At 43.6% G+C, this 15,627-nt stretch carries 12 protein-coding genes; all 12 read right to left on the bottom strand.

Annotation, left to right across the window (positions count from 1 at the left end; all coding sequences use genetic code 11):
* The gene (gene cysC, locus Q4561_RS08485; protein WP_057793062.1) at positions 1-597 is read right to left on the bottom strand and encodes an adenylyl-sulfate kinase; all 597 of its coding nucleotides are present in this window, start codon (positions 595-597) and stop codon (positions 1-3) included.
* Positions 597-1,511 (bottom strand): sulfate adenylyltransferase subunit CysD, encoded by a 915-nt coding sequence (cysD, locus tag Q4561_RS08480; protein WP_013784935.1) that lies wholly within the window; start codon positions 1,509-1,511, stop codon positions 597-599. The genes cysC and cysD overlap by 1 nt, the downstream gene beginning before the upstream one ends.
* A 286-nt stretch (positions 1,512-1,797) precedes the next feature.
* Positions 1,798-3,306 carry a sodium/proline symporter PutP gene (gene putP, locus Q4561_RS08475; RefSeq protein WP_303459170.1) on the bottom strand — a complete coding sequence of 503 codons (1,509 nt, stop codon included), beginning with the start codon at positions 3,304-3,306 and terminating at the stop codon, positions 1,798-1,800.
* A 163-nt stretch (positions 3,307-3,469) separates the two neighbouring features.
* Complete coding sequence (locus Q4561_RS08470) at positions 3,470-5,485, bottom strand: GGDEF domain-containing protein (protein WP_303459169.1); 2,016 nt, start codon at positions 5,483-5,485, stop codon at positions 3,470-3,472.
* A 270-nt stretch (positions 5,486-5,755) separates the two neighbouring features.
* The gene (locus Q4561_RS08465; RefSeq protein ID WP_303459168.1) at positions 5,756-6,460 is read right to left on the bottom strand and encodes a DUF3379 family protein; all 705 of its coding nucleotides are present in this window, start codon (positions 6,458-6,460) and stop codon (positions 5,756-5,758) included.
* On the bottom strand, positions 6,453-7,010 hold the full coding sequence (locus Q4561_RS08460; protein WP_129737289.1) for a sigma-70 family RNA polymerase sigma factor: 558 nt from the start codon (positions 7,008-7,010) through the stop codon (positions 6,453-6,455). Before Q4561_RS08460 ends, Q4561_RS08465 begins: the two co-directional genes overlap by 8 nt.
* Before the next feature lie 168 nt (positions 7,011-7,178).
* Positions 7,179-9,032 (bottom strand): DUF885 family protein, encoded by a 1,854-nt coding sequence (locus Q4561_RS08455; protein ID WP_303459164.1) that lies wholly within the window; start codon positions 9,030-9,032, stop codon positions 7,179-7,181.
* 263 nt (positions 9,033-9,295) lie between these two features.
* Positions 9,296-11,071 carry a BatD family protein gene (locus tag Q4561_RS08450; RefSeq protein WP_303459163.1) on the bottom strand — a complete coding sequence of 592 codons (1,776 nt, stop codon included), beginning with the start codon at positions 11,069-11,071 and terminating at the stop codon, positions 9,296-9,298.
* Entirely contained in the window at positions 11,072-13,066 is a 1,995-nt protein-coding gene (locus Q4561_RS08445; protein ID WP_303459160.1) for a VWA domain-containing protein, read from the bottom strand.
* Positions 13,066-14,100 (bottom strand): VWA domain-containing protein, encoded by a 1,035-nt coding sequence (locus tag Q4561_RS08440; RefSeq protein WP_303459159.1) that lies wholly within the window; start codon positions 14,098-14,100, stop codon positions 13,066-13,068. The genes Q4561_RS08445 and Q4561_RS08440 overlap by 1 nt, the downstream gene beginning before the upstream one ends.
* The gene (locus Q4561_RS08435; protein ID WP_303459158.1) at positions 14,093-14,665 is read right to left on the bottom strand and encodes a DUF4381 domain-containing protein; all 573 of its coding nucleotides are present in this window, start codon (positions 14,663-14,665) and stop codon (positions 14,093-14,095) included. Before Q4561_RS08435 ends, Q4561_RS08440 begins: the two co-directional genes overlap by 8 nt.
* Positions 14,665-15,627 carry a DUF58 domain-containing protein gene (locus Q4561_RS08430; RefSeq protein ID WP_303459157.1) on the bottom strand — a complete coding sequence of 321 codons (963 nt, stop codon included), beginning with the start codon at positions 15,625-15,627 and terminating at the stop codon, positions 14,665-14,667. Before Q4561_RS08430 ends, Q4561_RS08435 begins: the two co-directional genes overlap by 1 nt.

The raw sequence follows: 15,627 nt of genomic DNA, 5'->3' as shown, positions 1-15,627 counted from the left end.
TTACACAAGTCCTTTTTCTTGCAGTAACGCATATAAGCGCTCTGCAGTTTGCTCAGCAGGTTCATCCTGATACGTTAAATGTATCTCAGGCTTTTCCGGTGCTTCATAAGCAGAGTCGATACCAGTGAAATCTTTAATCTCACCGCTACGCGCTTTCTTATAAAGCCCTTTTGGATCGCGCTTTTCGCACACTTCGATAGGTGTGTCGATAAACACTTCAACGAATTCGCCGTCTTCTAAAAGGCCACGACAGTAGTCGCGATCTGCTTTAAAAGGAGAGATGAACGCTGTTAAAACCAGCGTGCCAGAATCAACAAACAGTTTTGCAACTTCACTGATTCTGCGAATATTTTCTACACGGTCTTTATCGCTAAAGCCCAAGTCGCCACATAAGCCATGACGCACATTGTCACCGTCTAATAGGTAAGTGTGCTTGGCTTGCTCGTGAAGTTTTTTCTCAAGCAAGTTGGCCAGAGTCGACTTACCAGAACCACTTAGGCCAGTAAGCCAGAACACGCGAGGCGATTGATTCAGCTTTGCAGCGCGGGTGGTTTTATTCACCTCATGCTTATGCCAAACAACGTTGTCGGTGGCCATTAGAAATACCCTTCCATTTTCTTTTTCTCCATAGAGCCAGAGCTATCGTGATCAATCACGCGGCCTTGACGCTCGGAAGTTTTGGTCAGTAGCATTTCTTGAATAACTTCTGGCAAGGTAGCCGCAGTAGATTCGACAGCACCTGTTAATGGGTAACACCCAAGGGTACGGAAACGTACTGAACGCATTTCAGGCGTTTCGCCTTCGTTCATTGGCATACGTTCGTCGTCAACCATAATCAATACACCATCACGCTCAACAACAGGGCGAGGCTTCGACAAATAAAGCTGAGGAATGTCGATGTTTTCTAGGTAGATGTATTGCCAGATATCAAGCTCAGTCCAGTTGGACATTGGGAATACACGAATGCTTTCACCTGGGTTAACTTGAGAATTGTAAATGTTCCAAAGCTCAGGGCGTTGGTTTTTAGGATCCCAACGGTGGTTGCTATCACGGAACGAATAAACACGCTCTTTTGCACGAGATTTTTCTTCGTCACGACGTGCACCACCAAAGGCTGCATCAAACTTATATTTGTTTAACGCTTGCTTAAGTGCGGCCGTTTTCATGATATCAGTGTGTTTTGCTGAACCATGCGAGAATGGACCAACACCTTGCTCAACACCTTCTTCATTAATGTGTACTAACAGATCGAAACCATGCTTCTTAGCTTGTTGGTCACGAAACTCAATCATTTCTTGGAATTTCCACGTAGTGTCTACGTGAAGTAAAGGAAATGGAATTTTACCTGGGGCAAAAGCTTTGCGCGCTAAATGTAACAATACCGAAGAGTCTTTTCCGACAGAATAAAGCATGACCGGATTATCAAATTCCGCAGCAACTTCACGGAAAATTTGAATACTCTCGGCTTCGAGTTGTTTCAGATGCGTAACAGACGGGATACTTGCAGTCATTTTCGAGTCCGATTTATGTTATATAAGATTAAGTTATATACGAGTTATTTTTATGCATAGAACAATAACACATTTAATTACTAATGTAGTATGCGATTTAGCTATTTAAAATAGCTGCCTTATTCCAAGAAATAAAACTGTCATATAATTTTGGCATAAGCGCCGAGTTTTCAGCCAAAGGTCGCCAGCGTTACATACTCTATTTGTCAGAAAATAGTGCAATTGGTAACGAATGAAACCTACAAAAAAGCCCCGTAAGACGGGGCTTTATATAATTTCCTATCGACTATCTATGTGATTCAAGTTTCTTTTGAAACGCATCGAAGGTTTCAAGCACCCCTTCTCGAGGCGTACCTGATTTGCTTAATATTATAATGGTCAGACTAGATAGAATGAACCCTGGAACAATCTCATACATCCAGCTTCCTAACGATTCGCCGTCAATAGTGATTGGTAGATAAATCCATAATAATACGGTAACCGCACCCACAATCATGCCGCCAAGGGCTGCACGACGAGTCATTTCTCGTTTGAACAAGCTGAACAAAACCAGTGGGCCAAATGCAGCACCAAAGCCTGCCCATGCATTACTGACTAAATCAAGAATGCTGCTGTCCCTGTCATACGCTAAGAAGATAGCCACTAATGCCACTGCAACAACACTTACGCGGCCCGCTATTACCAACTCTTTGTCAGTCGCATCACGGCGAACAAACGCTTGATAGAAATCACTGGTTAGTGAGCTTGAAGTCACTAGTAACTGAGATGAAATGGTACTCATAATGGCAGCTAAAATAGCCGCTAAAAGGAAGCCGCCAATAAGTGGGTGGAACAAAATTTGTGAAAGATAAATAAATATCGTTTCTGGATCGATACTGTTTCCATTCGCGGTGACATAAGCTAAGCCGAATAAACCTGTCATTAATGCGCCAATAATAGAAACAATCATCCAACTCATACCAATTCTGCGTGCGGTTGGAATATCTTCAACAGAGCGAATTGCCATAAATCGCACTATAATATGTGGCTGTCCGAAATAACCCACACCCCAAGACATCAGAGATATGATACCAATAACCGAGATAGCCTCATTGGTAGATGCATCCATAAATGCATCGAAGAGGGCAGGGTTGATAGTGTCCAAGGCATCAATAGATGCGCCTATACCACCAAGTTCAGTAATAACCACGGCGGGCACTAATATTAAGGATACAAACATAATGCAGCCTTGCACGAAGTCGGTCATGCTCACCGCCATAAAACCGCCTACCAGTGTGTAAGCAACCACTACGCCTGCGGTAACATATAATCCAGTTTCGTAAGTAAGGCCGAATGAGGTTTCAAATAGCTTCCCGCCAGCCACTACGCCTGAAGAGGTATAAAGGGTAAAGAAGACGACAATAACAACTGATGCGATGACACGGAGCAAACGAGAATTATCAGCGAAGCGGTTTTCAAAATAATCAGGGAGAGTAATAGAGTTATTGGCAACCTCGGTATAAACCCTTAGGCGAGGTGCAACTAAGATATAATTTGCGAATGCGCCAAGAACAAGCCCCACCGCTATCCACGCAGCTGAAAGGCCTGAAACATACATTGCACCGGGAAGTCCCATGAGCATCCATCCGCTCATGTCTGATGCACCGGCTGATAATGCAGTTACGGCTGGACCGAGTTGCCGGCCACCTAGCATGTAGCCTTCTACATTTGTATCTGTTTGGCGGTAAGCGAAAAGGCCAATACCCAGCATAACAGCAAAGTAGAGCCCCAATGAAATGATCGTACCCGTAGCCATATAAATTCCCTATGTTTTTTCATGCAATGCTATCATCAATAGCAAAGACTCTCTACGTAAGTCATTATGCTTGTCTAGTTTGTGTACGAGAGTGGCCAGATAAAGTTTTGAATATTTTGATTAATCTTAGATATCCCACTTTAGTCACCGGCTTTAGGTATATTTACATCTGTTCGTTAAGATAAGCGGGGAAGGACATGGTTTCTATTTTACCTCTTCCATTGCTTTTAGCGCGGTAGAGTAAGTTATCGCAAGCCTTTATAATCTTATTGATGTTCCGCTCTCCCTTGACTTGAATAACGCCTGCAGAAAAGCTGGCACTAAAAGTAGCTTCAGTCGCCGACCATTCACGATGGCTTTCTATCGACTTCTTTATATCTTCAAGTAAGGCATTGGCATTTTCCTCTGTTGTATCGTGTAAATATAAGAGGAACTCTTCACCACCATATCGGCAAAATTTATCGGTTTTTCTAATTCGCTGGCGTACAAAGCCGCCAAACTTTGAAAGCACTTCGTCACCTACCACATGCCCGTATCTATCGTTAATTCGCTTGAAGTGATCTAAGTCGATAAGGACTAGGCATGAGCTCACTTTAGTAGACATAGGTTTAGCTATGGCTTTAAACATGGCTTTGCGGATTAATGCGCCAGTTAAAAAATCAAACTCACTGGCTTTCGCGCGAGAACGCTGACGGCGCCAAAACCAAAAGAGTAAAAAGGTCGACAGTACGGCAATCAAGGCAAAAGCGAGGGCCTGAAATCTATCGGCTTTTAATTTTAAGTTTTGTTTGTCTTTTAATCGCGCCATCTCTTGCAATTTATTGATGGTGATATCTCGTCGCAAAGGCGAATCAATGACTAATTCGTCCATTTGTTGGGAGTAGCCTTGAGGCTGATTCAAGAGATGTTCATACTTTTTCTGATGGTAAAAAGCTTTTTCAAAATCTCCCCTCAAGTTATAAAAATCTCTTAAATCTCGGTGTTGATTTAGTAAAATAGTGGAACTATAAGAAGATCTGCTGGCTCGACGTTCCATTGTTGCAATAAATGCGTTCAGCGAATCCTTAAAATCTTTTTCTGTATCCACTATTGCCGAGCGAGCCGTTTCTAAAAAATGTTTAGCGGGCGGTAAATCGGCAGGAAGCGTTACATTTTCAAACTTAGATAAATTTCGAGTTAGTAATGCTATTTGTTGCTTATCACTCTCATCACCTTTGTGTAGGTACACACTTACCCTGAGCCACAAGCTGTACAATTCTTGTTGAATGCTCCCAGCATCTTTAGCAACCTGCTGTGCTTCTTGAGCCAAGACTTCAGCTTCTTCAAATCGGTCTAGTCGGTTGAGTGCGGTTACAATTCCCGAAAATTTGTAGGCATCAATATTATTGTTATTTTTACTATCGTTTAATGCGGCTTTCTGATGCGAAAGGGCTTTGTAGGGAGCGTTAAGATTCATGTAGGCTTCTGATAACAACAAGTGTCCTAGGCGTTTGTGAAGTGTTGTTTCAAGCGCGTAATTTTCGTCATAGTCGCTGATATAGGGGAGGGCGTATTCGAGTTCAACGACAGCTCGTGTCAGATTTAACTCTAAATACTCTTGAGCAAGCCACATGCTAGCTATGGCAACGGCTTTATGATCTGCAGTATCGAGCGTCTCTAGTTTCAATTTGTAAAGTAGAGGAATGCTTTGCTTTAAGCGCTCGCTTATTTCGGGATATTTATTAGCTGCTAGCGATAGAATAAATATGGCCTTTAACGCTACGTAACGTCTTAAATTAACTTTTTTTAGATATTCCCAATCAGCATTAAACGGAAGGGAGTCTGAAACCAATGGAAATTTTGGCGCAGAGGGGGTGTCGCTTTTCGCTATCTCAACAAGCACTGCGCGAATTACGGTGCCCATTTGAGTTGAATCATTCTCTATACCGCTAGCTTCAACTCGGGTAAGTATCTCTTCGTTGGTGAGCCCATAAGGGGTATTCCACATATACATGACGGTATTAACAAGATTGCCGAATTGGCGAAACTTCTCTGCATCACTAACATTATTGGTGTTATTAGCAAAGGCATGTAAAGGAGCAAGTGAAATGAGTACTGCGACAAGGCAGAAAAGAGGTTTCTGCAAATTCAATGAGAGATGCAGATGGTGCCAAAACGCACAGCTAAAGCGTATATTCATAGGGTAATACTCGTTTCTTTATACCGCTAGAATGACTTCTAGGGCAGAAAAAACGAAACCAAATGTTATTATTATTAGACAATAGTATAAAGTAAACGGGACAGTGTTTGAATATCCGGCACCAGATAAAGTTATTTTATCTTATACAAAAGTATAAAAAATCGGCCGCAAGGGCCGATAAAAGGGGGTATAACAAGTACAATTTAGCGAGTATCATTTAAACAAGTATGACCTAAGCCAGTATCACTTAGCTTATACCTACAAAATCACTTAAGCAGAGAAGTGAATTCTGTCGGTAACCGCTTTTTTCATTTCACTTAAGTCTACGTCTTTATTACCAACCACCATAATATTAGCGTGATGCATTTTTATGCTTTCGCCATGGTATTGCTTATCTTCAAACTCAGCCGGTACTCTTACATCACCGCGCTCGGGCACGATAAACACTGACATCTTACCTTGCGGGGTATCAACAATAAGATGCAAGCTTCTTACTGTACTTAAGTGACAGTAGTTAACCACTTCAACATCACCAATCATGTCTGTGAAGCTGCCACCAAAGCTGGCTAGTTTTGCATTCACTTGCTCTAAATCTACAGGAAGTAACGTATGCGCTCGCTCAGTCTCTGCGTATTGCATATGCGCAAGTGCTTGCCCGCCAATACTGACAGGTTGGTGATACCACATGGTAAAACCAATTCCCACGGTAAAGGCAATGCTTGCGGCCATCGCCACATACCAGCGACTTCGCTTCTGATAGCTTGCAAATTCATTCGCAGATTGCTGCCAAATAAGCTTGTGCTTTAAATCTTCAGGCACATCTACTTTTACAGCTTGCTTTAACTGCTTATCGAATTGCTTTTGTTCATTCCAGAACTTGCGTTTGCTTTCATCAGCTTTCGCTGCGGCGATAACATCACTGTCAGTGGTTTCTGGATCGGCGTAAATTCGACGCCTAAATTCTAATTCATCCATTTGCCTGACCTCTCTGTTCATTTTGCCTTTCTAACGCCTCTCTCAATTGGTTTCTTGCTCGAAATAATCGCGTCATCACGGTATTTTTATTTAAATTCAGTTGCTGCGATATTTCATCACCGCTAAACCCAAATATAAGTTGTAAAACAAGGGGCTCTCGGTATTCGTCACTTAGCCCACCTAATAGACGATGAAGTTCTCTGTCTTGCACATCGCCTTCTGCATCCTGGGTTTCGTCATGCACCGACACATCATCAATATCGACAGTATCGAATTGCTTACGTTCAAAGCGACGGGCATTCTCACGGCGTAATATGGTAATCAACCATGACTTGGCCGCCTTTTCATCGTTGAGTGAGTCGAGTGAGCGCCATGCTCTTAAAAAGGTTTCCTGCACAATATCTTCCGCAACCGAGCGGTCTTTAACCAGCCAGTATGCATAGCGAAATATATCTGCGTGAAACGCATTGACGAGCGCTTCGTATCGTTTGTGTTTTGCTTTCATGTTGGATAAGACCCGACTGCTTCCAGATCTATTTCGTGCAAACATAAAAAATCCGACATTTTTCTAATTTTATTAATTATGACACAAAAAAGCAGCCGGAAGGTTTATCCTTAAGGCTGCTTTAAGTTTTATTACTGGCGTGTGTTAAATCGCGTTTAGCGCGGATTTAATAACGAAAGCGTTTAATAATAGCGCACGCTATTTTATTCGTTGCTAGCTCGCTTTCTTACTGGCTATCCAGGTATTAATATTTTCTTCTAAGATTGAAAGTGGAACAGGGCCATGCTTAAGCACTTCATCATGGAAACCGGCCCAGTCAAAGTTATCACCTAACTCAGTCATGGCTTTTTCTCGTAGCTCCATAATTTTAAGCTTACCAATCATGTAGGCTGTGGCCTGACCCGGCATAGCGATATAACGCTCAATGGCTTTTTGCGCATCGTATTTAGGGTTAGGGGTATTTTTAACTAAGTAAGTAACAGCTTCTTCGCGGCTCCACTTTTTAGCATGAATACCGGTATCAACCACCAACCGGCATGCGCGCCATAATTCCATCGCAAGGCGCCCAAAGTCAGAGTAAGGGTCTTGGTAGAAGCCCATATCTTTAGCGAGCTCTTCGGTATACAGTCCCCAACCTTCGGTGTAAGCCGTAAAGCTTAGGAATTTTTGAAACTGAGGCACACCCTCAAGTTCTTGTGCAATTGCACGCTGCATGTGGTGACCTGGAATACCTTCATGATAAGCCAATGCTTCCAACTGATAAGTTGGCATTGCGCTCATGTCGTAAAGGTTTGCGTAATAGGTACCCGGGCGGCTGCCATCTTGTGCAGGGCTCTGGTAAAAAGCCTTTCCTGCTGATTGCTCGCGGAATGCCTCAACACGTTTAACTACCATAGGCGCTTTAGGAAGAATGCCAAAGTAATCTGGCAGTGCTTCGCGCATATCGTCAATGGCTTTCGTTGCATCATCTAAATACTGCTGACGTCCGGCGTCGGTAGCAGGAAGGTAGAATTGCTCATCTTCACGCATGAAAACGAAGAACTCTTGCAACGTGCCCTCAAACTCCACCTTTTTCATAATGTCGCGCATAGCAGCATGAATACGTTCTACATTATCAAGACCTATTTGATGCACTTCATCAGCGGTTAAATCGGTGGTAGTAAACCAGCTTAAGCGGTTTTGATACCACTTATCGCCATCAGGCAAGCGCCATACACCGTCACCTTCAGGGGTAATAGTTTTTTGATGTTCTAATTCTTGAATAAAGTCTTTGTAAGCCGGCATTACAGACGTAACTAGCGCGGCTTTTGCTTCACCTAGTAGGGTGGTTTTCTCTACATCATCAAGCTCAAGGTTATCGACCTTGGCATTGAAGTCTTCCCAAATGGTTGAAGGCGTATCACTGGTATCAAACGGCGCGCCAGTAACTACGTTTTGTGATGCCTCAATCATTTGCTCATAAGCCCAAGCAGGGGGAAATACGCCAGCTTGCTCACGAAGCTTCATCTGTTCGATAACTTGTTTGAAGTACTCGCTCACATTGTCTAAACGGCTAATGTAGGCTTGGGCGTCCTCTTTGCTTTTTACCCCATGAATATTAATTAAGAAGCTAGGCACTTGGGTATGGGCGGCACGAAATTGGTGTACTACATAGCTGTGATGACGAAATTCATCGTTAGCTAAGTCTCTTTCAATACCTAACTTATATAAACGAAGGCTTAATTTCTCTTGTTCGCTCAGCTTAGACATATCGAAACTTTCAATGGTTTCTAGGCGATTTTTGGCTTTAGCAATGTCTTTTTCTTTTTGCTCTTCAGAAACATCATTCCACTTGTCGTAGTCCCACTTAATGCCTAGATAGCTTTGAAACATAGGCGAGCTTTTAAGATCTTCTTCGAAAGTGCGTTCAAAAAAAGCATTAACTCGTGCTGAATCAGTTTGGCTTTCAGTTTCTACTGCTGGGGCTGGTTGTGGGGTTGTTTTACTTGTCTCAGGTGCGGGTGAACAAGCCATTAGACCAAGCATTGCAATGGCTATTGGGGATAAGGTTAGTAGTGGTGCTTTCATGAATTCTCCTGGTTAGGTGGTCGCGGTAGTATTTTCTACCGTCTATTTTTACGTTTTTAAAAACCTGTACCCTTCGATGCTATTTACGTAATTGATTGGTGTACTTAATCAGCGTCATCAATTTAACGACCATAATACGTAGAATATAAATGCCAAGCTTGAGCGGTTGAGCCCAAACTTGGCAAACATGCACTAGCGTACTTACGCGCTTACGTACTTACGTGCTTGTGACCTAGTTAAAACGCCTTTCCTTAGCGCACTAACTAGGTAGAGGGGTACAAATTAGTTAAGGTATTTTTACCAGACTTCTTGTTTTTTAACCAAGCATCTCTCGCATTTTTAATCGCGCTTTGCATTGGCTCAGGTTGCCAGTTACTTTTCGACTGGCTAAACCTTGTTTGTTGTAGCGTATTCAAATGGGTTTGAATTTCACGAGTTGCGTCGTGATCGGATGGATTTATAAACCCTTTTTGATGGGGATATAAACATTTTAACCAGGTTTGTAATGCTGGCGCAATCGCAGACGTATTACTTGCTTTTACCGACGCTATAAGCGATTTAAATGCCGCCGTTTCATCACCCGAATTTGCTACTACAACAGTATTCGAGGAAGTGACTGAATACGTCGGTTTTTGCTTTCTTTGAATTAGATAAGTCACTACCCAAGCGATTACCGTGAGGGCCCAAAGCGCTGCAAATAACCACGTTAAGTAATGGTAAGTTTGAGCTTCGCCGTTATTGCCTGTTTCATTTTGTGATTCACCACTTAGCCCGCTGCCGCTTTCTTTTTGGCCGACTTGATTGGTTGGTAATGAGTTAGTGTTATTAGCTCCTTGGTTGTCGAAGCCTTGCTGAGCAGGCAGAGTCGATACTCCCGTTGTAGGTTGAACGGAGGCTGGTTGAACGTTGACCGTGCGAGCAGGGATAGTCGCGTATTCTGTTTGTTCCGTTAAGGTGTTAAACCAAGGGATAGTGACTTCAGGCAATACAAAGCTGCCGGCTTGGGTAGGAATTAACGCCAGTGAGCTTTTGCGCTGTGCAATTAAGGTACTGTCTTTTTCGACCGTGGTAGTCAGTGATTGATCTGGGTATAACTTAAAATTAGGTGGGTAAAATTCCGGTATCTCGGGAAGTTGCTCTTCCACCACACCTAACGCCGTCAGCGTTACCACGCGAGTGATAGGTTCACCAACCACAAAGGCATCACCTTGAGGCCATTCTTCATCAACACGCGCCATTTCAGAGGGCAACCAAGGGTAGTCAATACCTGGTGGAATTGGTTTTATATTTACCGTAATGTCGGGCCCAACTCGGTTAACTTGCTGAGTTCGGTTAAATAAACCGAAACGTTGATTAGTATTAGCGGCGGCCACTTCTGCGGTAAAAACTGGCCCTCTAATGGTAAATTCACCTGATGCCTGGGGCACAATGGCAAATTGACGCTCAATAACTTGGTAACGTCTACCATTCACAATGTCGGTATATTGTTTGTCGTCACCTAATTGCTTAACTTCGGCATTTTGCATAGTGGGAGATTGCAAACTACCGCGCTCAATATTTGTCGCTAAATGCAGCTTGATCGTATAAAAAAGCTGTTGGTTTAAATAGGCTTCTTTTAAGTCTATATCGGTAGTCACGAAGTAATCGCGGGCGACATTATCAGACTGCTGAACAGGTATAACATTTACCGACATAGGCGCTGTTTGTTTACCTTCTATATTAATAGCCGGTATGGTGAAAGTACCTTCTTTGCGAGGAAATAGGGTGGTAGTCCAAGTCGTTGTTTTATTGGTATCGAAATTCACGATAGATGTCTGACTACTTACTGATGTTCTACCAACAACGAAGTCTTTAAGTAACACTGAGCTATCAAACGATTCACGGTCTGCACCGCCGTTCGCCACAATGGTTAACCGAATAGCCTCATCAAGCATTACCGGGTTTTTATCTATGGTGGCTTCAACCGAAGTCACATCTGCCAGCACAACCATGCTGCGTAATAATAAGAAAAAAGTTGTAGTGAATAATATTGCTTTCATCTACCAATCACTCCGATTTGAAGGCATGCGTTGTCTTTGGCGCTTCTGCGCTTCTAATTGCATTTTTCGTTTTAATAAGAACGCGGGGTCATCTGGTACTCTGCGCATTAAATTTTCAAGACGTTGTTGTTGCTCTTTCTCAGCATCTGTCATTTCGCCAGCTTGAGCCATAGCGGCCTCGGCTTCTTGTTGGGCGTCATCTTCAGTGCCTTCAGCGTTTTGAGGGGCGCCAGCCTCTTCACCCTCGTTTTCGCCATTAGCGTCGTCTTGCGCTTCTGACTCGTTAGGGTTTTGGTTATCACTTTGCTCACCCTCTTCATTTTGTGATGATTGGGGGTCACCATTATCTTGGTTTTCAGAACCGTCGCTCTGAGAGCTATCGCCCTGAGATTCAGAATCAGAAGCGTCCTGGTCGCTATTTTCTTCATTTGAGCCTTCATTGTTTTGGCTCTCTTGGCTACTATCGTCGCTACCTTCTTGATTTTCACCTTCGCCAGAATCTTGTTGGTTTTCACCGTCATTTGATTGCTGGTTTTCTTGGTTTTGCTGTTCCTGTTCTTCTTGCTGCTGTTTCAACTCTTCCAATAAGGTTTTGTTTGCCGCAGCATCTTGATAATTAGGATCTTGCTTTAATACTTCATCATATTTGGCGATGGCTTCTTCCAGCTTGCCTAAACGAGCTAACGTATTACCTTGGTTGTACAAACCTTCAATACCGCTTTGCTGTTGATAAGCTGCAAGTGCCTGCTCGTAATTTCCGGCTTTATAATGGGCTGCGCCTTGCCAAGCTGGATCTTCAAATGTGGTTGCGGCTTGGTCAAATGCGTCATCTGAATAGTTGGCTAAGCCTTCTTGGTTGGCATTTAAAAAAGGTTTTTGCCACCACGATACAGAGGAGGAAGTTGAATTCGCTGACGGCGGTTCCTGGGCGACAGATTGTGCCATCACAGATTCACTGCTCATCGGCATATAAATGGCGGCCACCAGCGCAAACACTAATCCACGCCTAAACCCAAATGCCATTAGGGGGAGTAAAGCTAACATTAAATAAGGGCCTAGCTCACGCCATTGGTCACCTTCAGTATTGCTATCATCTTCCTCAGACTCGCTATCTCTATCAAGAAGCGATAATGAGGCAAGCGCGCTAATGTCATCATCATTGGTGGTGATTTCGCTAAATTTCCCACCGCTAGCGCGAACCACCGCATTTACCGCACTGCTATTTAATTTAGGAACCACAATAGCGCCACTATTATCTTTCAATAATTCACCGTTTATCTGCCTGATAGGGGCGCCTTCATCTGTGCCTACTGCCAACGCATTTAAGGTGAAGGGCATATCGGCAATATACTCTTGCAACTCTTGTTGCTGGCGTAAATCAATACCATCAGTGATCCAGTAAATCATGCCCTTGCTGTAACCGGCGTTAGTTAACAACTCAGCTGCGGTCTTAACGCCCAACAATGGGTCGCTGCCAGGTACCGGCATAATTTCAGGTGATAAACTGGGTAAGAGCGTCGTTATGTTAGCGGCATCTTGAGTAAGTGGGCTCACTACAAATGCATCTCCCGCATAGGCCACTAAACCCATTTCGCCTTCGCCAATCTGGTTTACAAGGTCAATGGCTTTATATTTGGCACGGGTAACTCTATCTGGAGTAATGTCGGTAGCACGCATCGACAAAGACATATCCATAACAATGACATGGCCCATTTTAATTTGATAGACAGGCTGAGGAAGGCGCTCCCACGTTGGACCCGCTAGGGCAACCACCGCAAGCAGCCAACCTAACGCAAGTAGCCAGAAAGGGGGCTTTTGTCCCTTCGTAAATTTTCCTACCACCATGTGTTGATACAGATGTGAGGGAATAACTGACTGCCAGCCCGATTTTTTTGAGGTATTACGCTTAAGTGCTACATATAAAATAAGCACAGGAATTAGTACAAAAAACCATTCAGGGCGCAAAAAATGAAAATTGGTAATAAACGCTTCCATTACACACTTTCCTTTTTATCGCTCGATGAAACATAAGTGCGCGAAAGCGATTTTACTAGCGTACTGCCTAACAGGAATAATGCCCATAAGGCAGATAAAGCAAAAGCTACCGCCAATGGGAAATAGAAGAGGGCAGTGAGCGGTCGCATTTTTCTCGCTTCACCTTGTATTGGCTCTAATGCATCTAATTTTGCATAAATCGCTTCAAGTTCGTTTACATTTCTAGCGCGGAAGTATTGACCGCCTGTAGAGGTAGCAAGGTCGCTTAGCATGTCTTCATCTAACTCTTGCGAAGGATTTACCTGACGACTACCAAAGAAACTTTGAATAAGCATTTTATCTGCGCCCACACCAATGGTGTACACCTTAACCTTTTTGTTAACTGCTAATTCTTTTGCTTGCTCAGGGGTAATAAAACCTGCGGTGTTTTGACCATCGGTAAGCAAAATAAGTACATTATTCGATTCGTCTTTTGCATCAAAGCGCTTAACCGCTAAGCCGATAGCATCACCGATTGCAGTTTGTTCTCCCACCAAACCAATCACAGATTCGCTCAGTAAAGTAGAAACCGTATCTCTGTCATAGGTAAGGGGGGCTTGAAGGTAAGCGGTATCGGCAAACAAAATTAAGCCTAAACGGTCACCCACGCGGCGCTGGATAAAATCATACAGCACCGATTTTGTCATGGTTAGACGGTTAACTTGTCTGCCATTTAATTCCATGTCATCAATTTTCATACTGCCGGATAAATCCACCGCTAGCATCATCTCTCGGCCTTCATTTGGAATGCTGATTGGCTCACCTAACCATTGAGGCCGTGCCGCTGCAATAACCACACATATCCAAATTAGCGATGCAATAATCACAGGGAGTTTACTGCCCTTTAGTGGTGAAGTGGTTTCTTGTATACCCGGTCTTAACGCGGGTACTTGCAATGCAGCCATCACATGTTGTGGCTTCGCTGGTACTAGAAATCGAACCAGAAGAGGTAGTGGGAGTAGAAAGAATGCCCACCACCATGCGAAATCAAGCATGGGTAGCCTCCTGACTTTTTTGCGGGTCGAGCAATGAAGATTTTTGTGCAACCTGCTTTTCCACATTATTCATAACCGAAGTCACTTTGAAGTACTTCACCCACGCATTGGCTGCTTGAATACATTCGTCGAAATATTTGTTATCGCATTTGGGGGCGTACTGCTGCGAATGAAGTATTGATAGTGAATCGCTCATAGTAGTTTTGCGTCTGTCAGGCAGCGTTTTCAATAGAAACTCATGCCAACTGTTGCCGTAAAGCCCAGCTACTTCTTGTGGTTTGAAATAGGTCACGGCGGTACGTTTCAGTACGTTATTGATTTGCATTGGCCAGTTTTCATCTGCCGATGAGATACTTCCAAGCAGCTTTAGTGCATCGCGACGAGGCTTATTAAATTTATGCTTTTTAACAAGATAAATAATCAGACTTATTGTGCCTGCTAAACATAATACAATTAAGCACCACCAACCCCAATCCAAAGGCCATACGTCGACATTGTCAGGAACATGAACATCTTTAAGCTGTGCAAGAGGATCGGTTTGCGGCATACCTTGGGCTGATTGCATCAAAAGCGCTCCTGTTGCATGCCTTGAATTTGGGTATCAAGAGGCAGTCCCGCAGAAATATGGTAACGAGAAATATTTGCTTGTTTAAGTGATTGTTCCATTGCACTGTTTTGTTGTTCACGCCAACGTTGATAGGTGTCTTCTTCTTTTCTATCACCTAATAACCATCGTTGTTGATTAATACCATCAGAAACACTGACTCGTTGAATTGAACGTGTTTGGGGCAAGGTATGTTCAATAGGATCGTCAACAATAATGGCCCTCACTTCACAATGACGAGAAAGCTGACTTAAATGTTGCTGTGCCGCACTGCCTAAATGCTGAAAATCAGAAAGTAGATACACTAGGCTACCTGGGCGAGCTAACCGACGAAGTCGAGCACATGCGTCGGCAAAAGCTTGAGTATCGGCCTCTGTGCTAGCTACTTGCTCATGGCTGGTGGCATGCAAATCCATCAACTCGTGACAAATGTGCAAAACAGCCCGCTTACGAGCAAGAGGTTTCACTTCTTTATGCTGTTTTTGGTTAAACAACAGCGCGCCTACTTTATCGCCATGAGCTGCCGCAGACCAACTTATCAATGAACAGATGTGAGCAACCTGCATAGATTTAGTCAGTAATCGCGTGCCAAACATCATAGAAGGGGAGAAGTCGCAAAACAAAAAGACAGGGCGCTCTCGCTCTTCACGGTATATTTTGGTGTGGGTTTTACCTGTGCGGGCGGTAACACGCCAATCGATCGCACGAATGTCGTCGCCGGGCTGGTAGTGCCTAGCTTCGTCAAACTCCATGCCGCGACCCTTGTGCTTGGTTAAATAGCTGCCAGCAAGTCGGGCTTGAGGAGAACGCTTAGGCGCAAGGCTAAATAGCTTCGCCAACTGCTGATAACGTAAGAGTTCAGCAGTAGACAAATTAACACCGTTGGTTTGCAGTAACGCTAACTGCGAATGAACATCACTCAT

It is taken from the genome of Alteromonas sp. 1_MG-2023, assembly GCF_030547075.1.
Lineage (GTDB): Bacteria > Pseudomonadota > Gammaproteobacteria > Enterobacterales > Alteromonadaceae > Alteromonas.
The sequence above is the reverse complement of the archived record's forward strand: the minus strand, read 5'-3'. Positions and strand labels throughout refer to the sequence as shown.